Source organism: Arthrobacter sp. C152 (assembly GCF_054890965.1).
Window position 1 is genome coordinate 13,820 of the sequence record NZ_JBTZSU010000018.1, and the last position, 19,931, is coordinate 33,750.

General features: G+C 67.9%; 21 protein-coding genes and 1 tRNA gene. 8 read left to right on the top strand and 14 right to left on the bottom strand.

Annotation, left to right across the window (positions count from 1 at the left end):
* Positions 1–159 precede the first annotated feature (159 nt).
* Together xseA and ACYSM9_RS13340 are read left to right on the top strand one after the other, a co-directional pair.
* Positions 160–1,494, top strand: a complete 1,335-nt coding sequence (xseA, locus tag ACYSM9_RS13335; protein ID WP_461857445.1) for an exodeoxyribonuclease VII large subunit — start codon at positions 160–162, stop codon at positions 1,492–1,494.
* Positions 1,491–1,709 (top strand): exodeoxyribonuclease VII small subunit, encoded by a 219-nt coding sequence (locus ACYSM9_RS13340; RefSeq protein WP_461857446.1) that lies wholly within the window; start codon positions 1,491–1,493, stop codon positions 1,707–1,709. The genes xseA and ACYSM9_RS13340 overlap by 4 nt, the downstream gene beginning before the upstream one ends.
* Positions 1,710–1,795: 86 nt before the next feature.
* Here ACYSM9_RS13340 and ACYSM9_RS13345 read toward each other — a convergent pair whose 3' ends face one another.
* The 6 genes from ACYSM9_RS13345 to ACYSM9_RS13370 all read right to left on the bottom strand — a co-directional run bounded on the left by ACYSM9_RS13345 (position 1,796) and on the right by ACYSM9_RS13370 (position 7,611).
* On the bottom strand, positions 1,796–2,650 hold the full coding sequence (locus tag ACYSM9_RS13345; RefSeq protein ID WP_461857447.1) for a polyphosphate kinase 2 family protein: 855 nt from the start codon (positions 2,648–2,650) through the stop codon (positions 1,796–1,798).
* Positions 2,651–2,701: 51 nt separating this feature from the next.
* The gene (locus ACYSM9_RS13350) at positions 2,702–3,922 is read right to left on the bottom strand and encodes a pyridoxal phosphate-dependent aminotransferase (protein ID WP_461857448.1); all 1,221 of its coding nucleotides are present in this window, start codon (positions 3,920–3,922) and stop codon (positions 2,702–2,704) included.
* Positions 3,923–4,068: 146 nt separating this feature from the next.
* Positions 4,069–5,031 carry an ABC transporter substrate-binding protein gene (locus ACYSM9_RS13355; RefSeq protein WP_461857449.1) on the bottom strand — a complete coding sequence of 321 codons (963 nt, stop codon included), beginning with the start codon at positions 5,029–5,031 and terminating at the stop codon, positions 4,069–4,071.
* A complete protein-coding gene (locus tag ACYSM9_RS13360; RefSeq protein ID WP_461857450.1) occupies positions 5,028–5,774 on the bottom strand; it encodes an ABC transporter permease in 747 nt (248 codons plus the stop codon). Before ACYSM9_RS13360 ends, ACYSM9_RS13355 begins: the two co-directional genes overlap by 4 nt.
* On the bottom strand, positions 5,771–6,511 hold the full coding sequence (locus ACYSM9_RS13365; protein ID WP_461857451.1) for an ABC transporter permease: 741 nt from the start codon (positions 6,509–6,511) through the stop codon (positions 5,771–5,773). The genes ACYSM9_RS13360 and ACYSM9_RS13365 overlap by 4 nt, the downstream gene beginning before the upstream one ends.
* Positions 6,511–7,611: an ABC transporter ATP-binding protein gene (locus ACYSM9_RS13370; RefSeq protein WP_461857452.1), complete on the bottom strand. Its 1,101-nt coding sequence runs from the start codon at positions 7,609–7,611 to the stop codon at positions 6,511–6,513. The genes ACYSM9_RS13365 and ACYSM9_RS13370 overlap by 1 nt, the downstream gene beginning before the upstream one ends.
* Positions 7,612–7,827: 216 nt before the next feature.
* Between ACYSM9_RS13370 and ACYSM9_RS13375 the strand changes: the two genes are divergently transcribed.
* A complete protein-coding gene (locus ACYSM9_RS13375) occupies positions 7,828–8,847 on the top strand; it encodes a pirin family protein (protein WP_461857492.1) in 1,020 nt (339 codons plus the stop codon).
* 10 nt (positions 8,848–8,857) lie between these two features.
* Here the strand turns inward: ACYSM9_RS13375 and ACYSM9_RS13380 are convergent, their stop codons facing one another.
* Complete coding sequence (locus ACYSM9_RS13380) at positions 8,858–9,808, bottom strand: N-acetylglucosamine kinase (protein WP_461857453.1); 951 nt, start codon at positions 9,806–9,808, stop codon at positions 8,858–8,860.
* Positions 9,809–9,892: 84 nt separating this feature from the next.
* A complete protein-coding gene (locus tag ACYSM9_RS13385; RefSeq protein WP_461857454.1) occupies positions 9,893–10,876 on the bottom strand; it encodes a LysR family transcriptional regulator in 984 nt (327 codons plus the stop codon).
* A 96-nt stretch (positions 10,877–10,972) separates the two neighbouring features.
* Between ACYSM9_RS13385 and ACYSM9_RS13390 the strand changes: the two genes are divergently transcribed.
* Together ACYSM9_RS13390 and ACYSM9_RS13395 are read left to right on the top strand one after the other, a co-directional pair.
* Entirely contained in the window at positions 10,973–12,214 is a 1,242-nt protein-coding gene (locus ACYSM9_RS13390; RefSeq protein WP_461857455.1) for an MFS transporter, read from the top strand.
* Positions 12,215–12,352: 138 nt separating this feature from the next.
* Positions 12,353–12,856 carry an Lrp/AsnC family transcriptional regulator gene (locus ACYSM9_RS13395; protein WP_221386558.1) on the top strand — a complete coding sequence of 168 codons (504 nt, stop codon included), beginning with the start codon at positions 12,353–12,355 and terminating at the stop codon, positions 12,854–12,856.
* A gap of 23 nt (positions 12,857–12,879) precedes the next feature.
* Here ACYSM9_RS13395 and ACYSM9_RS13400 read toward each other — a convergent pair whose 3' ends face one another.
* The gene (locus tag ACYSM9_RS13400; RefSeq protein WP_461857456.1) at positions 12,880–14,127 is read right to left on the bottom strand and encodes an MFS transporter; all 1,248 of its coding nucleotides are present in this window, start codon (positions 14,125–14,127) and stop codon (positions 12,880–12,882) included.
* 169 nt (positions 14,128–14,296) lie between these two features.
* Between ACYSM9_RS13400 and ACYSM9_RS13405 the strand changes: the two genes are divergently transcribed.
* Positions 14,297–14,791 (top strand): Lrp/AsnC family transcriptional regulator, encoded by a 495-nt coding sequence (locus ACYSM9_RS13405; RefSeq protein WP_461857493.1) that lies wholly within the window; start codon positions 14,297–14,299, stop codon positions 14,789–14,791.
* Complete coding sequence (corA, locus tag ACYSM9_RS13410; protein WP_461857457.1) at positions 14,792–15,787, top strand: magnesium/cobalt transporter CorA; 996 nt, start codon at positions 14,792–14,794, stop codon at positions 15,785–15,787.
* Positions 15,788–16,128: 341 nt separating this feature from the next.
* Here the strand turns inward: corA and ACYSM9_RS13415 are convergent, their stop codons facing one another.
* The 5 genes from ACYSM9_RS13415 to galU all read right to left on the bottom strand — a co-directional run bounded on the left by ACYSM9_RS13415 (position 16,129) and on the right by galU (position 19,087).
* Complete coding sequence (locus tag ACYSM9_RS13415) at positions 16,129–16,281, bottom strand: hypothetical protein (protein ID WP_018760353.1); 153 nt, start codon at positions 16,279–16,281, stop codon at positions 16,129–16,131.
* A gap of 60 nt (positions 16,282–16,341) precedes the next feature.
* Positions 16,342–16,414, bottom strand: a tRNA-Ala gene (locus ACYSM9_RS13420).
* 121 nt (positions 16,415–16,535) lie between these two features.
* On the bottom strand, positions 16,536–17,450 hold the full coding sequence (locus tag ACYSM9_RS13425) for a hypothetical protein (RefSeq protein ID WP_461857494.1): 915 nt from the start codon (positions 17,448–17,450) through the stop codon (positions 16,536–16,538).
* 105 nt (positions 17,451–17,555) lie between these two features.
* Positions 17,556–18,176: a GNAT family N-acetyltransferase gene (locus ACYSM9_RS13430; protein WP_461857458.1), complete on the bottom strand. Its 621-nt coding sequence runs from the start codon at positions 18,174–18,176 to the stop codon at positions 17,556–17,558.
* Between the two features lie 5 nt (positions 18,177–18,181).
* The gene (galU, locus tag ACYSM9_RS13435; RefSeq protein WP_461857459.1) at positions 18,182–19,087 is read right to left on the bottom strand and encodes a UTP--glucose-1-phosphate uridylyltransferase GalU; all 906 of its coding nucleotides are present in this window, start codon (positions 19,085–19,087) and stop codon (positions 18,182–18,184) included.
* A gap of 111 nt (positions 19,088–19,198) precedes the next feature.
* On the opposite strand from galU, the gene ACYSM9_RS13440 reads away from it, so the two are divergent.
* The gene (locus ACYSM9_RS13440; RefSeq protein WP_461857460.1) at positions 19,199–19,819 is read left to right on the top strand and encodes a 5-formyltetrahydrofolate cyclo-ligase; all 621 of its coding nucleotides are present in this window, start codon (positions 19,199–19,201) and stop codon (positions 19,817–19,819) included.
* Positions 19,820–19,931: the final 112 nt, after the last annotated feature.

The window sequence follows — 19,931 nt, forward strand, 5'->3', positions numbered from 1 at the left end:
AGGTCCTTTGGGGTTGATGGCGGTAAAACCATCCTAGGCAGGCTTAGTGGGCGGCTGCTGTCAGCCCCCGGTGCTACACCTTATGGATAAGGTTGATTGACCGCCCACAACAGTCGAAGGACCCCATGCCCGCAGTACCAGCCCAGCAAGGGCAGCCGCATGTCTGAGCAGGCGTCCCTTCCCGGTACCCCGCCGACCACGCTGCCGGCCACAGCGGCGGAGACCAGCCCCGACAACCCCTGGCCGCTGCAGTTGCTGTCCCAGAAACTGAAGGCGCATATCGACCGGACCCCTTCAGCGTGGGTGGAGGGCCAGGTCATCGAAATGAACCGCCGGGGCAGCAACGCCTACCTCACCCTTCGGGACGTCGACGCGGAGGTGTCCTTGCCGGCATCGGTGTGGACCAAGGTGCTGGAACGCCAGAACCTTCCGCTGGAGCGGGGATCGCGCGTGGTTGCGCTGCTGAAACCTGAATTCTGGCTGAAGACGGGCCGGCTCAACATGCTGGTGCGCGATATTCGGCCCGTCGGGCTGGGCGACCTCCTGGCCCGGATCGAGCGGCTGCGCCAGGCCCTTGCCGCGGAAGGCCTGTTCGCGGATTCCCGCAAGAAGCCGTTGCCACTGCTTCCGCACCGGATCGGCCTGATTACCGGCCGCGACTCGGATGCCAAGAAGGACATCCTGCGCAACGCTGCCCTGAGGTGGCCGGCGGTTGAATTTGAAATCCGTGAAGTGGCGGTCCAGGGCAATACGGCGGTAGCCCAGGTTGTGCGTGCGCTGCGCGAACTGGACGCACGGCCCGAGGTGGACGTCATTGTCATCGCCCGCGGCGGCGGCGCCCTGGAAGACCTTCTGCCGTTCAACAGCGAAGACCTGGTCCGGGCCGTTGCCGCAGCCGCCACCCCGGTGGTGAGCGCCATCGGGCATGAGGCGGACCGGCCGCTGCTGGACGACGTCGCGGACCTGCGCGCCTCCACTCCCACGGACGCCGCCAAACGGATCGTCCCGGAAGTCTCCGAGGAACTTGCCGGTGTGCGGCAGGCACGCGAGCAGCTGCGCCGCTGCATGGAACGGCTCGTGGACCGCGAATCGGACCGGCTGGCGTCGCTGCATTCCAGGCCCGTCCTGGCCGCGCCCGAGGGACTGGTGACCGTCAGGGCCGAGGAAATCGAGCGGCTGCTGCGCCGCTCCTCCGCCGCCGTGAGCTCAACCGTGGTGCGGGCCGCTGACCAGCTTGAGCACTTGAAAGCCCAGGTCCGCGCGCTCTCCCCGCAAAAGACCCTCGACCGGGGGTACGCCGTCGTCGAACTGGCCGGCGACCAGGCCGCCCGGATTGCCGAGGCCGGGCACGCCGTGGTCCGCCGCCCGGCCGAAGCCCCGGCCGGGGCTGGACTCTCAATCCGTGTGGCGGAAGGCCGCTTCGGTGCCACCTCCACCGGTGAGCTGCGCCCAGGAAACCCAGACCATCAGCAGGAAGTGGAAGAGAACGCATGACAGACAACAAGCCCGGGTCCGACGTCGCGGCCCTCAGCTACGAGGAGGCCCGCGAGCAGCTCATCGCCGTGGTGGGCCGGCTGGAGGCAGGCGGGGCGAGCCTGGAGGAATCCCTGGCACTGTGGGAGCGTGGCGAGGCTCTGGCCGCACGCTGCGAGGAGTGGCTGGAAGGCGCACGGAAGCGGCTGGCTGCCGCCCGCGACCAGCCGCTCTAAGGCCGCGGCCCGGCCACGGGTCGCGGGCCCGCGCCCGGGTGAAAACCGCGCCGGGGTGAAAGCCGCGCCCGGGGTGGAACGCAGGCTCAGGACCGGGCCACCAGTTCCCGTTCGATGTCAACATCGAACTCGGCCTTGGGCCACTCGAGGCGAAGATCGGTCAGCGCCGTCATGACCAGTTGCTGTACGGCGATCCGGGCAAACCACTTCTTGTTGGCCGGGACCACGTACCAGGGGGCCGCGGCCGTGCTGGTTTGGTCGAAGGCAGCCTGGTAGGCCGCCATGTAGTCGTCCCAGAAGGCCCGTTCCTTCAAGTCACCGCTGCTGTACTTCCAGTGCTTGGCGGGGTTGTCCAGGCGGGCCAGCAGCCGGGACTTTTGCTCATCCCTGCTGATGTTGAGCATCACCTTGACAATTTTGGTTCCGGCGTCGGCCTGGCGCGCCTCAAATTCGTTGATGGCCCGGTAGCGCCGGCTGATTTCGTCCGGTGTTGCCCAGTTGTGGACGCGGTGGATCAGCACGTCCTCGTAGTGGGAGCGGTCGAAAATACCGATCATTCCGGCTGCTGGCACCTCCTTCTCGATGCGCCAGAGGAAATCGTAGGATCTCTCCTGCTCCGTGGGTGCCTTGAACGCCTTGAACTGGACGCCTTGGGGGTCCATGGTGGCCATGACGTGGTTGACGATTCCGCCCTTGCCCGCGGTGTCCATCGCCTGCAGGACCAGGAGGATCCGCTTCTTCCCGCCGAACCTGGACTCCGCGAAGAGCTTCTCCTGCATTTCCGTGAGCTTGCCGTCCAGCTCCGCCAGCAACGCTTCACCGTCAGCCTTGTTGCCGCTGTAGCCCGGCGTGGCGTCAGGGTCCACTGCGGCCAGGGAAAATCCCTTCTTGACGCGCAGTGTTTCGGAGGGATGCTGGTCGAAACCGACAATGGCGGCCATGGGGGTCCTTCCACGGGAGGGTCACGGACGCGGTGCGCCCGTGACCACAGGCTAGTTCCCCTGGTACCTGCTGAGGAAGTCCCCCATCCGGCCGATGGCTTCCTCGATGTCCTTGACGTTGGGCAGCGTGACCATGCGGAAATGGTCGGGGCGCACCCAGTTGAAGGCCCGGCCGTGGGACACCAGGATCTTCTGCTCGCGAAGGAGGTCCAGGACAAACTTCTCGTCGTCACGGATGTGGTAGACCTCGGGGTCCAGCCTCGGGAAGAGGTAAAGGGCGCCGCGTGCCTGCTGGGTGCTGACGCCGGGGATGGCGTTGAGCATGTCGTACGCCTTGTTCCGTTGCTCCAGGAGGCGGCCGCCCGGGAGGATCAGGTCGTTGATGCTCTGGTAGCCGCCCAGCGCAGTCTGGATGGCGTGCTGGGCGGGGACGTTGGCGCACAGGCGCATGTTGGCCAGGAGGTTGATGCCCTCAAGGTAGTCGGCGGCGTCCTTCTTGGGCCCGGAGATCGCCATCCAGCCGGCGCGGTAGCCGCAGACCCGGTAGGCCTTGGACAGTCCACTGAAGGTCAGGCACAGGACATCGTCGCCGGTGAGCCCGGCCAGGTTCACGTGGACGGCATCCTCGTACAGGATCTTCTCGTAGATCTCGTCGGCGAAGATCACCAGGCCATGCTTCTCCGCCAGCGCCACGATGCGCTTCAGCGTCGCTTCGGGGTAGACGGCGCCGGTGGGGTTGTTTGGGTTGATCACCACGATCCCCTTGGTGCGCGGGGTGATCTTGGCTTCCATGTCCTCAAGGTCGGGCTGCCAGCCCGATTCCTCGTCGCACAGGTAGTGGACCGGCCTGCCACCGGCCAGCGCCACGGACGCGGTCCACAGCGGGTAGTCCGGGGTGGGGATGAGGACCTCATCGCCGTCGTCCAGCAGCGCCATCAGGGACATGGTGATCAGTTCGCTGACGCCGTTGCCCAGGTAGATGTCGTCGACGTGGATGTTCTGGATGCCGCGGGTCTGGTAGTACTGCGAGACGGCCGTGCGGGCGGAGAAGATGCCGCGCGAATCGCTGTAGCCCTGCGCGTGGGGCAGGTGGCGGATCATGTCCACCAGGATGGCGTCCGGCGCTTCGAACCCAAAGGGTGCCGGGTTGCCGATGTTCAGTTTCAGGATCCGGTGACCCTCCGCCTCCATCTGCTGGGCGGCCTGCAGGATCGGTCCACGAATGTCATACAGGACGTTGTTGAGCTTGGTGGACTGCCGGAATTCTGCCATCCCTCAAATATGCCACAGGAAGGATGCATCCCCGTTGAGACCTCCGCCACACGGACGACGGCGGCTGCCGGACATTCCACGGTCCGGCAGCCGCCGTCGTCATCACCCTGCCTGTCCCCGCCCTGGCGGGCGGGGAACCGGCGCTCCTACTTGACGATCCCCTTGTCCTTCAGCCACGCCGTGGCTGCGGTCTTGGCGTCCTGTTTCTGGCTGCCGCTGACGGCCCGGTTCAGGTTGATCAGGTCGTCCGTGGTGAGGGCACTCGAGACCGAGTTGAGCGCCTGCTTCGCCTTGTCCGTGACTTTCGCCTTGTTGTACAGCGGCAGGACCTGCTGGGCGATGAAATTGTTCTTCGGGTCATCGAGCACCACGAGGTCGTTGTCCGCGATGGAAGGAGTCGTGGTGTAGATGTCGGCCACCTGCACCTTGTCTTCCAGCAGGGCCTTGAGCGTCACGGGTCCGCCGCCGTCGCTGAAGGGCTCGAGCTTCTTCGGCACGCAGTTGTAGTTCTTCTTCAGTCCGGGCAGCCCGTAGGCGCGCTCCGCGAACGTCGCCGGGGCGCCGACGGTGATATCACTGCAGACCTTGGCGAGGTCCTCGATGGACTTCAGCTGGTATTTCTCGGCCGTGGCCTTGGTGACCACCATGGCGTCCTTGTCCTCCGCCTTGGACGCATCCAGCACGGCGAGCCCGTCTGGCAGCTTGCCGGGCAGGGCCTTGATGATGTCTCCGGCGGATACCTCGGTGGCTTCCTTGTTGACGTAGAGCAGCAGGTTGCCGCTGTAGTCCGGAACCACGTCCACGGAGCCGTCCTGCACGGCCTTGAAGTACACCTCGCGGGAGCCGATGTTGGGCTTGGTGGTGGCAGTGATGCCGTTCGCGTTAAGGGCGCCGGCATACAGTTCGGCGATGATCTGGCTCTCCGGGAAGTCGGCGGAGCCCACCACCAGGGACGTCGCCTCGCCCGAAGCGCCGCCGCTGGGTGCCGGTGTATTGCTCAGCGGATTCGACGAACCACCGCAGGCGGACAGCGCCATTGCCACACCAAGTCCTGCGGCGAGGCCGCTGAACGCGCGCCTGCCAAGGCGCTGGGGACGCTGATCTTTCATGACTTACCTCCTTGTACGACAGTCTCCGCAACCACGGGGTCTGTGAGATCGACCGCAGCCTCCTGGCTGCGGTGGGACTGCTGTGAGGCCCCTGGTGTCAGGAACAGCCTCTGGAACAGGGACAGGACGAGGTCCACGGCGATCGCCAGCACGGCGATCAGGAGGGAGCCTCCCAGCATCTGGGGGAAGTCGCTCAGGACAAGGCCGTCGAACAGATAACGGCCCAGGCCGCCGAGGTTGATGTAGGCGACCACGGAAACGGTGGCGATCACCTGCAGGACGGCGGTCCGGAAGCCGCCGTACATCACCGTCAGCGCATTGGGCAGTTCAGCCTTGAACAGGACCTGCAGTTCGGTCATGCCCATGGCGCGCGCGGCGTCCACCACGTTCCGGTCAACGCTGGAGATCCCGGCATACGTTCCGGCGAGAAGGGGCGGCACCGTCAGGATGACCAGCGCCCAGACCGGGGGCATGAGCCCGATGCCGGCCAGGAGCACGAACAGCGTCAGCAGGCCAAGGGTAGGCAGGGCGCGCAAGGCACCGGCCAGGGCGACGACGGCGACTCTTCCCTTTCCGGTATGGCCGACGAACAGCCCGGCCGGAACGGCGATGGCGGCGGCGATCAGCACCACCAGGCCGGTGTACTGGAGGTGTTCGGCCAGCCGGACGGGAATGCCCATGGAACCGGACCAATGCTCCGGATCCCCCAGCCAGGCGAAGGTGTCCGTGAAGACGTTGCTCATGCGTTTCCGCCTGCCGTCCGGGGCCCGGCCAGGGAGCGGGCCGCGGGCCCGGCGTCGCCGGCCCCGCCATCACTGGCGCCCTCCGCTGCCGGGCGCTGCCGTTTCCCGGCCCGTTCCCAGGGGGTGAGGAGCCGCTCGAGCAGGACGAGCACCGCGTCCATCAGCAGGGCAAGGACCAGGATTGCCACAATCCCCACCACCACCTCGGTGACGAAGTCCCGCTGCAGGCCGTCGGTGAACAGCATGCCCAGGTTGCCCACGCCCAGCAGGGCGGCAACGCTGACCAGCGAGATATTGCTGACCGACACCACCCGCAGGCCGGCGAACAGCACCGGCAGCGACAATGGCAGGTCAACCTGCAGGAACCGCGCCAACGGCTTGAACCCCATGGCCTGCGCGGCCTGGCTCACGTCCGCGTCCACGGAGTCGAAGGCATCGAGCGCGGCCCGGACAAGCAGCGCGACGGCGTAGATGGTGAGCGCCACCACGACGTTGAGCGGGTCCAGGATGCGGGTGCCCAGGATGGTGGGAAGAATGATGAACAGCGCCAGCGAGGGGATGGTGTACAGCAGCGACGAAACAGTCAGCACCACCGAACGGAGTGCAGTGTTCTGCCGGGCCAGCTGCGCCAGTGGAATGGAGATCAGCAGGCCCAGGGCCATCGGGACGAGCGCCAGGACCAGGTGCTGGCCGCCGCGGACCAGGACCATGCTGATGTTCGCCAGGAACCACTCCATCAGAGCGCAGCCTGCCGCAACTGGCGCGCTTCCTCGATGAGCGCAAGCACCTCGCCGCCGCGGATGGCGCCCAGTACCCGGCCGTCGGAATCCACGGCAACGCCCAGGCCGGACGGGGAGGACAAGGCGGCGTCCAGGGCCCGGCGCAGGCTTTCACCGGGATGGAACAGGGATCCGCCGGGAACAAGCTCCGTCTCCGTGCCGGGTGCGGACCAGCCCAGCGGACGCTTCTCGGCGTCGACCACCAGCTGCCAGCCGCCCGCGGCGGACGGATCCGACTCGTAGCCCGTGGCACCGCGGATGATCGTGGGCACCGGATTGAGGGTCACGCCGTCGGACGCCGTGAAGCCCAGGTGGCGGAAACCGCGGTCCCTGCCCACGAAGGAGGCCACGAAGTTGTTGGCCGGAGCCCGCAGGATTTCTTCCGGCGTGGCGTACTGTGCCAGCTTCCCGCCTGTGGCGAAGACCGCCACCTTGTCGCCGAGGGTGATGGCCTCGTCGATATCGTGCGTCACGAAAACGATGGTTTTGGCCAGGTCCTGCTGGAGGCGCAGCAGCTCCTGCTGGAGCTCGTCCCGGACGACGGGGTCTACCGCGCTGAAGGGCTCATCCATGAGGAGTACCGGCGGATCTGCGGCGAGCGCGCGGGCCACGCCGACGCGCTGCTGCTGGCCGCCCGAAAGCTGCGAGGGGTAGCGCTTGCCGAGCGCACGCGCCAGGCCCACCACGTCCAGGAGCTCTTCCGCCCGTTTCCGCGCCTGCGCCTTGGAGACGCCGTTGAGCCGGGGCACGGTGGCGATGTTGTCCAGCACCGAGCGGTGCGGCAGCAGCCCGGCGGACTGCATCACGTACCCCATGGAGCGCCGGAGCTCGGCAGCGGGGACGGAGGTGACGTCCTTGCCGTTCACGGTGATGGTTCCGGACGTTGGCTCGACCATCCGGTTGATCATGCGCAGCGATGTGGTCTTGCCGCAGCCCGAGGGCCCCACGAACACGGTGACCGCGCCCTTGGCGATGGACATTGTCAGCCCGTCCACGGCCGGTTGTCCGCCCGGGTACTGCTTGGTAACGCTCTGGAACTCGATCATCGCCTGGTCCATGGTGCGGACTTACCTGTTCTGTTGGACGGGCCTTCTCGGCACCGCGACATTGTCATCAGCACGCTGTTAGTTACGGTAACCCAAACGGCGCCCGCCTTCACCAGATGCGGGGCCAATCCGGGCAAAGGAATCCCTACTGTGACCATTCGGAGCCCCGTCCGCGGCGGATGGGACGGCACCGCACCGGAAGGCCACGCGCGGGCCTACAGTGGGTCTGTGACCAACTTGGAAGTTTTTCCCCAGCAGGAAGTCTGTCCGCCGGCCCCCGCCGGCGCGAACCCGGGGCCGTGCCTCCAGCTGTGGCCGGAACGGGAAGTGCCGCTGGGCGGCGTGCGGGCGATGAACGTGAAGCGTACGTTGCCGCAGCGTGGCCTTCCGACCATCGGCGCTTGGTGTTTCCTGGACAGCTTCGGGCCGGACCGGACGGCAATGTCCGTCCTGCCCCATCCGCACATCGGGCTGCAGACGGTGACGTGGCCGCTGGCGGGACACATCCGGCACCGGGACAGCGTGGGCAGCGACGTCGTGGTTCGGCCCGGTGAACTGAACATCATGACAGCGGGGCACGGTGTTTCGCACTCCGAGTTCGCTGTGCTCCCGCCCGCCGGGGACGAGCTGCCGGTGCAGCGCGGCCTCCAGCTCTGGGTGGCCCTGCCCGACCAGCACCGGCACCGGGCGCCTGCCTTCGAACAGCACCGGGAGTTGCCGGTGGCCACCGGCCAGGGTTTCACCGCGACGGTCATGGTGGGCAGCTTTGCCGGTGCTGAGTCCCCGGCCACCATGTTCTCGCCGATCGTGGGCGCCGAGGTCTCCTGCGGGGGTGCCGCCGTCCTGCCGCTGGACCCTGGCTTTGAGCACGGCATCCTGGTGCTCGACGGCGGCCTGGCGGTGGACGGGCAGGAGCTGCCCGCCGGACCGCTGGGCTACCTGGGCACCGGGCGCAGTGAACTGCGGGTGCAGGCGCTGCCCGGCACCCGGTTCCTGCTGATCGGCGGCGAGCCGTTCGGTGAGGAACTGCTGATGTGGTGGAACTTCGTGGGCCGCACGCACGAGGAAGTGGAGCAGGCCCGGGACGAGTGGGAAGCCCAGGCCGGCCTGTCCGACGCCGAAACGGCTGCTGCCCGCTACGGCCTGGTGAAGGGCCACGGACCCGATGCGGGTGCTGAAGCAGGCCGCATCCCGGCGCCTCCGCTTCCCGGGGTCCGGCTGACGCCCAGGAAGCGGGCAGTGGACTGACCCACGTGGACTAGGCGGGCTCCGCCACCAGTTCCAGCACGCCGAACACCGGTTCCTGGTCCAGGACCCGGACCTCCGTGATCCCTGCCTTGGCCAGGTGCCGGCGGAAGGACTCCTGCAGGGGCGCGACGTTCATGCCCAGTCCGCCGCCCAGGATCACCGGACCGTCCAGGTCCAGCTGGCCCAGCACCTGGGCCGCCAGCGCGGCAAGGTCCTGGCCGGCCTGTTCGAGGAGCGCCGTGCTGTCCGCGTGTCCGGCGGCCGCGGCCTGCACCACGTGCCGGGCCTGCTGCGCCCAGAAGCGCCGGCCCGTTTCCGGTGAGTGGAACAGTGCGATGAGCTTGTTCGGGTGGTCGATGCCGCAGGCTTTGAGCAGCGCCGCCGTGAGCTGGTCGGCGGGCAGGCCCTGGTTCATCCGGCGCAGGCTGTGCCGCACCGCTTCCCTGCCCAGCCAGTAGCCGCTGCCTTCGTCCCCGAGGAGGTATCCCCAGCCGCCGGCCCTGGCCTCTGCGCCGCCGGCGTTCCGGCCCCAGGCGGCAGAACCCGTCCCCGCGATCACCGCGACCCCCGTGGTGGCGCGGCCCGCGGCCAGCAAAAGGCGCGAATCGTGGACAACGGTGACTTTGGCGCCCGGAACAAGGGGCTGGATCAGCCCGGCCAGGGCAGCGGCGTCCTCGTCCGTGTCGATTCCGCCGGACCCGGCGTACACCCGTGCCACGGGGCCGGCGCCGATCCGGGCAAAAAGGTCGGCGAGATTGCGCGCCGCCTCCTCCCGGGTGACGTTCTGCACGTTGGAGCTGCCGGCCGATTCGTCCGCGACCGCGTGGCCGTCCTCGAAGCGGACACCGTGCGTTTTGGTGCCTCCAATGTCCAGGCCGATGGTGATGCCGCTCAGCGGGCCGGCACCGGGGACGTCCTGGCCGGCTGCGGACGAAGCGTAAGAGTCCTGCGTGTTTGTCACGTCACTGTTTGCCACGTCACAAGGGTACGTGGCCCCGAGGCTCCCGGAAGCCGGGGCACTGTGGTGCGTCCCGCCGTCGAGCGCCTACCGGGGCGGCCGCTTCCCCCGCTGGACCAGGCCGGCCAGCAGCGCCGGCCCCTCGGTGGCCACAAGTTCGCGGAAGAGCCGGACCCCCACCGGCTCGCTGTCCGGTTTCCGCCGCCGCCAGCTCACACCGACGACGCGGAAGGCCAAATCGGAGTCCAGCGGCACTTCCACCCAGCCCAGATTTCCCGTCTCGGGGCGGACAATCCTGCCGGGAGCGTCGCCGCCCGGTGGAAGGATGCTGACGCCGAGACCCGCGGAGACCAGGCCACGGACGGTGTGCGAATCCTGGCTTTCGAAGGCGATCCGCGGGCGGTAGCCCGCTTCCCGGAAGAGCGCATCGGTCAGCGAACGCAGCCCGTAGCCGGGCTCAAGAGCGACGAACGGCTCTCCCCGGAGATCCGCCAGCCGCGCCCTCCGCTGCCCCGCCAGGGGATGGCTGTGGTGCACCACCAGCCGGAGCGGTTCCCGGTACAGCGGGGCCGTCTCCAGGTTCCTTCCGGGGGTTGCCACCGGGGCGGTCAGCGCCAGGTCGGCCTCCCCCGCCGCCAGTTCCTCGAGGCAGGCGCTGCGTGCACCCTGGCTGAGCCGGAATTCGGCCCCCGCGTGGCGGGTCCGGAAGGCGCTGATCAGCAGCGGCAGGGTTGCTTCCCCGAACGTGTGCTGGAACGACACTGAAATCCTGCCGCGCACCACTTCCGATTCGTTGCGCACCAGGTCCAGTCCTGCCTGGAATTCGGCGAGCGCCTGCCCAATGAAGGGCAGCAGGGTGCGGGCAGCCGGGGTGAGGCGCACGCCGCGGCCGTCCCGCACCACGAGCTCGGTTCCGACGGCGGCGCTGGCCCGCGCCAGCGCCCGGCTCACGGTCGACTGCGGCACGCCTAAGAGTTCCGCCGTCTCTGTGACATGCTCCGTGCGGCCAAGTTCCGCGAGCACCGGCAGGAGCGGGAGCAGCTGCGCCAGTTGTTTCCTGTCAGGTTCCACGGCACTCCCCCTCCGGCACAATTCATCAGCAATTGCTATCAGTTTGGCACGATACATGCATTGGAGGCATTACGGCCGCGGGTCTACGCTTGCCGGATGCGGCAGAATGCAACCTCCCCGGCCAGTAGCGCGCTTCCCCGCTGGAACGGACACGCCAAGGGATCCCGCGCTTACGGACGGATCCTGGCCGGCCTGTCCTGCGCCGGGGTTGCCACCTTCGCGCAGCTCTACTCCACCCAGGCCGTCCTTCCGCTGCTGGCCGGGGATCTGGGAATCACGGCCGCGGAGGCCGCCCTGACCATCTCCCTGGCCACCGTGGGGCTGGCCGCTACGGTCATCCCCTGGTCCTTCCTGGCGGACAGGATCGGCCGGGTCCGGGCCATGATGTGGGGCATCTGCGCCGCCACGGTCCTGGGGCTGCTGGTTCCGCTGGCCGGGAATTTCGGCGTGCTCCTGGCGCTGCGGCTCCTCGAAGGAATGGCGCTGGGCGGGATTCCCGCGATTGCCATCGCCTACCTCAACGAGGAGGTGACCAAGGCGCATGCGGCGCTGGCGGCGGGGAGCTATGTTGCCGGCACGACGCTCGGCGGCCTCGCGGGACGGCTCGTGGCGGGTCCGGTGGGCGAGCTGTGGGGCTGGCGGGCCGCCGCCCTGGCAGTTTCCCTCCTTGCAACCCTCGCGGCCGTGGCATTCCTTGTCCTGGTGCCGCCGGCACGTGGTTTCGTTCCGGCCCGGGCGGCGGGACTCCGCTCTGCCCTGCGGACGTTGATGGGGCATGTGAGGAGCATCCGGCTCCTGGCGCTCTACGTCCAGGCCTTCCTGATGATGGGTGGCTTCGTGGCCATCTACAACTACCTCGGCTTCCGGCTCTCCGGCGCACCCTTCGGCCTCCCGGCAACAGTGATCAGCCTGATCTTCCTCGCCTATTTGTCCGGCACGTTCTCGTCCCGCTGGGCGGCGGGCCTGACGGTGCGGTTCGGGCGGCGGAACGTGCTGCTGGCAGGCCTGGCCCTCGCCATGGCCGGCCTGGCCCTGACCTTGACACCGTCCCTGGTCCTGATCCTGGCAGGACTGGTGATCTTCACCGGCGGTTTCTTCGCCGCCCACAGCATCGGGTCCGGCTGGACCGGTGCCATCGCCAGCACCGGCCGGGCGCAGGCCGCATCGCTGTACAACCTGGCGTACTACCTGGGCTCGAGCCTGCTCGGGTGGGCCGGCGGCCTGCTCTTCCAGGCCTGGGGCTGGAACGCCCTGGCGGGGGCCGTGATGGTCCTGGCCTGCCTCACCGCGGCGACTGTCGCCGTCGTCCATCCCGGCGCGGAGCCGGCCACCCACTGACGCGGACGACGATGCTGAACTTTTCCTGGCATAGGCCGGGAACGAAGGCGCGGAAATTCGGCGTGACGGGTACTGCGGCGCCGGATGGAACTGATTCTGCGGTCTAGGATGAACGGAGGAACGTTGGAAGGAACCGCAGTGAGCACGAACGCCAGGAACGGCCGGCCCGGGCAGCATCTGGAACCGCTGGACGCCATCGATGAACGGCTCCTGGCGGCACTGGTTGCGGACGCGAGGATCTCCAACAAGCAGCTCGCCGAACTGGTGGGCATCGCGCCGTCCACCGCCCTGATGCGCACGCGCGCACTGTCGGAGCGGGGCATCGTGCAGGGTTACGAGGCAAAACTCAGTTTGTCCGCGATCGGCAGGTCGGTGCAGGCGCTGGTGGCTGTGCGCCTCCGCGCCCACGACCGCGACCAGATCGACCGCTTTACCGCCCGCGTGCCGCACCTGCCCGCCGTGCTCTCGACGTTCCACACCTCCGGCTCCGTGGACTACCTGCTGCACATCGCGGTGGGAAGCACCGAGGACCTGCGGGACTGGGTCCTGGACAACCTGGCAACGGACCCGGTGGTGGGCCACACCGAAACCACCCTGGTCTTTGAACACATCCAGGGCAACCACGGGCCGCTCCCGGACTGAACGGACCAGCAGGCGCGTTCACCTTAGGAGGCGCGCCGCCGCACTCCCCCGGCCAGCGTCACGGCGGACAGGACAAGCGCCGCCGAACCGCACACCAGCACGAAGCCCTGCACGGCGGCCGCCATCCCGACCATCCCGCCGGCCCAGCCGAGGCCCAGCACGGGGACGGCGCTGCCAAGGTACGTGATGACGTAGACGGTACTGATGATCTGGGCATGCCGCGCCGGTTCCACCTTCGCGGCGACCTGGTTGAAGACCGTGCGGAAGGCCACCCCCTGCCCCAGTCCGGCGCTCACAGCGGCCGCCACCAGCAGCAGGGGGCTGTGCCAGGCGCCTGCCGCACCCAGCAGCATGACGGACACGCCCAGGACCGCGAGGCCGGCAGGCACCGCGACGCGTTCCCGGACGGCGACCAGCTGGCTCAGCGCCGAGGCCCCGAGCGGCAGGCCGGCCAGCACGCCCACCAGCGGCCGGGACTGCGTGTCCAGGACCTCGGCGAAGTAGCCCGGTGCCAGCGACAGGCAGAAGCCAAACACGGCGAAGCTCAGGAAGCCGACGCCGGATGCGAGCCAGAATGCGCCCCTCGCCTGGTGCGAGACGGACGGACGCCGCGGAGCAAGTGCGTACAGGGGCCGGGCAGAAGGCGCCGGCAGCATGATCGCCGGGCGGGCGCGGATCAGGTACAGCGGCACCAGCAACGCGGCGAGGAGGACCGAATGGACGTAGTACGGCGCCGTGGTGGGGCCCGGGAGCTCCGACAGCAGGCCGCCGATGACAGGCCCCGCCGCCACTCCGCCGGACGATGCCAGCAGCGTGAAGCGTGATGCCCATTCCGGGCGCGAGGGCAGGAGTTCGCGCAGGGCTGCCGCGCTGGCCCCGGTCGCGAGGGCAACCGCGGTTCCCTGCAGCGCCCGGCCCGCGCACAGTGTGGCCAGGGTGTGCGCCTGCGAGAAGATCCAGCCGCCGGCCAGGCCGGTGAGCACGGCGACCAGGAGGGCGGCGCGCCGGCCAATGTGGTCGGACCAGTGGCCGGCCAGCAGCAGGGTTCCCACCAGTGCCAGCACGTAGCTGGCAAAAGCGGCGGTGATTCCGAGGCTCGACAGGCCCAGGCCGGCCTGCAGCAGCGGATACAGGGGCGTGGCCAGATTCGCGCCCACCAGGAGCATGAAAATGACGGCACCGGCCATCACCAGGCGCGCTGTGGTGGACGCATCCCAGCCGGTGGGTGCAACCGTCGCCGGGCGCATGCGCAGTTCGCTGAAGACCGTCATTGTGCCGCCTAGGGGTGGCCGCGGCGGGTTGTCCTTGTGGGAGCCCGCCGCGGGATGGACCTGTGATGGTTCCAGAGTGCGGCACGGCTGCCTGTTCTGTCGGATATTGGGGGCATAATTGAGCAGAATCATCAATTCTTTGCCGCCCGCATGATGGAGAGTGACGGTTTTGAACAAACTCGACCCCACGGACCTGAAGATCCTCCTGGCCCTGGTCAGGAATCCCAGGATCCAGGTTGCCGAGCTCAGCGACTCGCTGGGCATTGCCCGCAACACGGCCCAGACGCGGCTGCGCCGCCTGCTGCGCGCCGGGGTGCTGCGGACCGGCGGGCAGGAGGTTGACCTTGAGGCCGTGGGTTATGACGTGGTGGCCTTCGTGACCATCGAAGTCTCGCACCGCGAACTGGATGGCGTGGTGGCGGCACTGCGGCTCATCCCGCAGGTCCTGGAAGTCCATGAAATCTCGGGACGTGGCGATGTCTGGTGCCGCGTGGTGGCCACGGACACCCACAACCTGCAGGCGTCCCTGCGCCAGGTCCTCAGGATCAAGGGCGTCATCCGCACCGAGACGGTGCTGGCGCTGCACACCCACATCCCGTACCGGGCCGAGCCGCTCATCAGCGGCCTCAGCGGCGCCACGGGGCCGGCCGCTAGGATTTCCTGAATGACCATCATCGACAATGCCGTGTACGTCGACGGCGTGCGCCATGCAGAACCGGAAAGCCTGGAGCAGACGTTTGAGACCCTGGCCCGGCACGGCGGGATGGCCTGGATCGGGCTTTACCGGCCCACGGCTGACGAAATGGCCGCGGTGGCCGCCGAGTTCGGGCTGCACGGACTCGCCGTGGAGGACGCCGTGTCCGCCCACCAGCGGCCCAAGCTGGAACGCTACGAAGACAACCTGTTCACCGTCCTGCGCCCGGCCCGCTACCTGGACGCGAGCGAAACCGTGGAATTCGGCGAACTGCACGTCTTCACGGGGAAGAATTTCGTGGTCACCGTGCGGCACGCCGAGACGGCCGGGGTGGCGCGGGTCCGGCAGCGGCTGGAGGCGCGGCCGGACCTCCTGAGGCACGGCCCCGAAGCGGTGCTGTACGCCCTGCTGGACCGGGTTGTCGACGACTATGCGCCGGTGGTGGCCGGGCTCGAAAACGACATCGACGAAATCGAGGACCAGCTGTTCAGCGGCGATTCCGCCGTCTCACGGCGCATCTACGAACTGGCCCGTGAAGTGATCCAGTTCCAGCGGGCCATCCATCCCTTGCCCGAGATGCTGGACCAGCTGAAGCGGGGGTTTGAGAAATACGGCGTGGAAACCGAGCTGCGGCACAGCCTGCGGGACGTCGAGGACCACGTTGAACGGGTGATTTCCCGGGCGGACTCGTTCCGCGACCTCCTGCAGAACGCCCTCACCCTGGACGGGACCCTGACTGCCAACAGGCAAAACGAAGCGAGCGCCGAACAGAACGAGCAGGTCAAGAAGATTTCGTCGTGGGCGGCGATCCTCTTCGCGCCATCATTCGTGGCGGGCATCTACGGCATGAACTTCGACCATATGCCCGAGCTGCACTGGGCCTTTGGCTATCCCATGGCGCTTGGCCTGATGGTGGCAACGGGCGCGCTCATGTACGCCATCTTCAAGAGGAAGGGCTGGATCTAGGGGGCCGCCCCAAGTCCACGGCTACCCGGGCATTCCCTGCAGCGTGCACGAGCAGCGAAACCAGGGCTGCCGCTCTCGTCGTCACGGCCGAGGTTCTCGCGCGTTCCTGCTACAGATGGTCCCACCAACCCAGCAGCCTGCCCCGTGGCCGGGCTCCCGACGCAACCAGGACATACCGCCGGCCCGCCGAAACTTGGGAATATCCACATCGTTTCCGGCGTATGGATCGCGCCGGGCCACCCGCCTGTTCTGTACGGCTCATGGAGCAAGCGTGACGGTCTTTGCCGGGAGTGGACAGAGTCCTTTGGCAGCGTTTGGCCAGCCTGTGCTGCCTGTTCAGGCTAGGCGTTGGTCCTTCGCTTGAGCCAGCCCCAGACGCCGGTGGCGACGAACAGGACCAGGCCGATGATCGCCAGCCACAGCAGGCCCTTCACGACGAAGCCCACAATGGACAGGATGAGCCAGATGACAAGAAGTCCAATGATGATTCCCATGGGGCCACTCTAGGCCGGTGCGAACGGGATGGCCTGCTCATCGCAGCGCGTTTCCCTGTGTGGAGCTAAGGAGATTCGAACTCCTGACCTCTTCGATGCGAACGAAGCGCTCTACCAACTGAGCTATAGCCCCGGAACTGGCCGCAGCCTGCGAAGTTTCCGGGCGGCTGCGGAGCCGGTGTCCCTAGGCTACAAATTTTCCCGGCACAACGCCAATTGACGCGCCACAGGGACGGCGGCACCCCTGCGCCAGCCTAGGCTCGGCGGCGCTGCAGGACGTCGTCGAGGTTGCTCAGGGCCCGCTGCGCCTTGCCGAGCTGCTGTTCGGCGGCGGCTACGGCTTCCGCCGAGGGCACGCCGGCGGCGCCCTGTTTCAACGACGGCTTGCCCACGGCCTTGGGGGCCTCCGGAAGCTCCAGCGGTTCGGGAGCGGGACGCTCGGCCTTCGCGGCCTCCACGTAGACGGGCTTGGGAACTTCCACCGGCTCCCAGGTCGTGCCTGCAACGGCGCCCGAGGCAGCCGCGGCGCTTGGGTCACCCGCCGCAACGGCGACGGCGAGGGCTGCTTCCCGCAGTTCCATGGCGGTCAGTGGCTTGATTTTGGGTTCGCCGGCCTCGGCGTCAAAGAGCGGGCTTTCGGGCCGGGCAGGTGCCTTCTCAGGTTTGGGCGGAGCGGCCTGGGCCGCTTCCGGCCGGCGGGCGGGCGCGGCGCTCATGGCGGAGCGGAACGCGGCGTTCACCTTCGCCTTGCGGTCGCGGACGGCGAGCCAGCGCAGCACCGCCACCGATGCCGGGGTCAGCACGGCGCACGCCAGGGGAAGGGCGGGCGATCCCAGGCCGAAAGCCAACAGCACGCCGGAGATGAACAGGGTCACCAGCGACAACAGGCCAACCAGCGCAAGCGCAGTCCGGCCGTAGCGGATACGGAACCGGGCCGGGGGTGCAGAGCTGGCAGCGCCGGCAGCGGGTGCGGCACTCTTCCTGGGTTCCATGGCTTTCTCCTGCTGGGCGGCGATGTTCATTACCAGGCCGGCTGGCTGGTCTGGCCTCTCATCGGCCGGGGCGTCCACCGGGAAGTCGCCTGCGGTCTGGAACTGGTGCCGGCGGTTCCTGAGGACGTAAGGGGCAACCCAAACAATCCAGAGCACGACGGCAACCACAAGGATCACTGAGCTGCTAAGGGGGAAGTCCACACTCAAAACCGTATGAGCATCGTGGCTGCTCAAGCCGCATTAGACACGGTGTGTCGTGCCGCCGCCGGCAAATCACTGGATTTATGAAGGACGCGATGCCAGCCAGCGGGCCAGGAGGCCCTCGGGGACCTCCTCGGAGGTGAGGGCGAACGACCGGTGATCGGCCCACTCACCGTTGATATGCAGGAAGCGCGGGCGGTAGCCCTCGTCCCGGAAGCCCAGTTTCTCCACCACGCGCAGGCTGGGCCCGTTTTCGGGCCGGATGTTGATTTCCATCCGGTGCAGGCCAAGGTTCCGGAAACAGTGGTCGGTGACCAGTGCGACGGCGGTGGGGGCGATGCCCCGGCCGGCCCGCTCCTTGTCCACCCAGTACCCCAGGGTGGCCATCATGGCCGAACCCCAGACAATGGACGAGACTGTCAGCTGGCCTATGATGACCGGATTCCTGTGCCCCGGCGTCCACTCCGTGATGACGAAGGGCAGCGCCGTGCCCTGTGCAGCCTGCGCATTCAGCGAGCGCACCATGTGCCGGTAATCCGGCAGCCCGCCGCCCGGCTCAGGATTGGAGGCCTCCCAGGGTGCAAGCCATTCGCTGTTCCGCGACCGCACCTCGGTCCACTCTTTCTTGTCGCGGTACCTGATGGGACGCAGGACGAGGTCGCCGCATTCCAGGGAAACGGGCCAGATGGGGCCAGCGCGCACCGGCGTTACCCGGACAGGCCGGCGGCGAAGCCGGGCAGCCACTGCCGCAGGCCGGGGCCGAGGTCATCACTGTCGACGGCGAGCTGGATGCAGGCCTGGAGGTAGCTGAGCTTGTCGCCGGTGTCGTAGCGGCGGCCACGGAACACCACGCCGTAGACCCCGTAGCCCTCCCCCTCGCCGGATGCCAGTTCCTGCAGGGCATCCGTCAGCTGGATTTCCCCGCCCCGGCCCGGTTCGGTTTCTTCGAGGACGCCGAAGACGGCGGGGTGCAGAACATAGCGCCCGATCAGGGCGAGGTTGGACGGGGCTTCCTCCGGCGCAGGCTTTTCCACTAGGCGGTTCACGCGCACGTAGCCCTCGCCGTCGAATTCCTCAATGTCGGCGCAGCCGTACGCACTGATCTGCGCAGGCTCCACTTCGATCAGCGCGACGACGGAGCCCCCGGTCCTGGCCTGGACATCGATCATCGTGCTGAGGAGTTCGTCGCGGGGGTCGATCAGGTCATCGCCCAGCAGGACAGCGAAGGCTTCCTCCCCCACGTGCTGCTTGGCCCGGAGCACGGCGTGGCCAAGGCCCAGGGGGTCGCCCTGCCGGACATAGTGGATATCACCGAGTTTGCTGGCGTACTGGATGGCTTCCAGCTTCGCGGTGTCGCCCTTTTCCTCCAGCATCGCTTCGAGCGAGGGCACCCGGTCAAAGTGGTCCTCGAGCGCGCGTTTGTTGCGCCCGGTGATCATCAGGACGTCGTTGAGGCCAACGGTGACGGCTTCCTCCACCACGTACTGGATGGCAGGCTTGTCCACAACGGGAAGCATTTCCTTGGGCATGGCCTTGGTGGCGGGCAGGAACCTGGTGCCCAGGCCGGCTGCGGGGATGACGGCTTTGCGGACCCTCGGGTTACTGGTAGTCACCGGACTAATCTAACGTCAGCGTCAAGCATTTCCGTAACCATCGAAGCCCCGGCAGGCCCGCGGCGGACCGCCGGACGCCGCGACCGCGGCAGGCAGAGCAGGAAGGACACCATGCTGCAGGAGTCGAACACCATCAAGGACGGCATCCGTGCCGCGCACAGGCGCCGGAGGGCCACGCTCACCCATGAGCAACTCGAAGCCGCGGGCGCCGGGCTGGCACGTCATGGCGAGACCTGGGCGGGGTCTGTGACCGGCGGGCGGCCCGCAACGGTGTGCGTTTACCTTGGCGTGGGAAAGGAGCCTCCCACCCTGCCCCTGGTCGCCGCCCTTCACGGCAGCGGCCACAAGGTCCTGCTTCCGGTGTGCGAACCGGGCCGGGAATTGAGCTGGGTGTTCTGGACTCCGGATGTTGGCTTCGTCCGCAGCAGCTACGCACCCATCCTTGAACCCGAGGGGCCCCGGTACGGGCCTGACGTGGCGGGAGAGGCCCAGGCACTCTTCATTCCGGCGACGGCTGTAGACCTGGCGGGGAACAGGATCGGGCAGGGCGGCGGCTACTACGACAAGTTCCTTGGCCATCTGGCCACGGCCGGGAAGGATATTCCACTGGCCGCGGTTATCTACGACGAGGAACTGCTGCCCGCGGGCAGGATCCCGGCCGAAGAGTTCGACCGCCCGGTTCCGGCCGTGCTCACGCCCTCCGGGTTCAAGCCCCTGGGCGGGGGCGCCTGACCCGGGCACGACCACGCACCGCCGCGCAGCAGGTAATGCTAGAATTAGCACTCAGGCCCTGCGACTGCTAATGGTTCACCAAGTGGCAGCACGGGACCTCTCGTTTGCCCAA

Excerpts from the sequence above, each read along its gene's own strand:
- ACYSM9_RS13365 (WP_461857451.1), bottom strand. The coding sequence starts at position 6,511 with ATGGAGTGGTTCCTGGCGAACATCAGCATGGTCCTGGTCCGCGGCGGC.
- ACYSM9_RS13440 (WP_461857460.1), top strand. The coding sequence starts at position 19,199 with ATGCTGCAGGAGTCGAACACCATCAAGGACGGCATCCGTGCCGCGCAC.
- ACYSM9_RS13350 (WP_461857448.1), bottom strand. The coding sequence starts at position 3,922 with ATGGCAGAATTCCGGCAGTCCACCAAGCTCAACAACGTCCTGTATGAC.
- ACYSM9_RS13340 (WP_461857446.1), top strand. The coding sequence starts at position 1,491 with ATGACAGACAACAAGCCCGGGTCCGACGTCGCGGCCCTCAGCTACGAG.
- ACYSM9_RS13400 (WP_461857456.1), bottom strand. The coding sequence starts at position 14,127 with ATGACGGTCTTCAGCGAACTGCGCATGCGCCCGGCGACGGTTGCACCC.
- ACYSM9_RS13355 (WP_461857449.1), bottom strand. The coding sequence starts at position 5,031 with ATGAAAGATCAGCGTCCCCAGCGCCTTGGCAGGCGCGCGTTCAGCGGC.
- ACYSM9_RS13345 (WP_461857447.1), bottom strand. The coding sequence starts at position 2,650 with ATGGCCGCCATTGTCGGTTTCGACCAGCATCCCTCCGAAACACTGCGC.
- ACYSM9_RS13360 (WP_461857450.1), bottom strand. The coding sequence starts at position 5,774 with ATGAGCAACGTCTTCACGGACACCTTCGCCTGGCTGGGGGATCCGGAG.
- ACYSM9_RS13415 (WP_018760353.1), bottom strand. The coding sequence starts at position 16,281 with ATGGGAATCATCATTGGACTTCTTGTCATCTGGCTCATCCTGTCCATT.
- xseA (WP_461857445.1), top strand. The coding sequence starts at position 160 with ATGTCTGAGCAGGCGTCCCTTCCCGGTACCCCGCCGACCACGCTGCCG.
- ACYSM9_RS13390 (WP_461857455.1), top strand. The coding sequence starts at position 10,973 with ATGCGGCAGAATGCAACCTCCCCGGCCAGTAGCGCGCTTCCCCGCTGG.
- ACYSM9_RS13370 (WP_461857452.1), bottom strand. The coding sequence starts at position 7,611 with ATGGACCAGGCGATGATCGAGTTCCAGAGCGTTACCAAGCAGTACCCG.
- corA (WP_461857457.1), top strand. The coding sequence starts at position 14,792 with ATGACCATCATCGACAATGCCGTGTACGTCGACGGCGTGCGCCATGCA.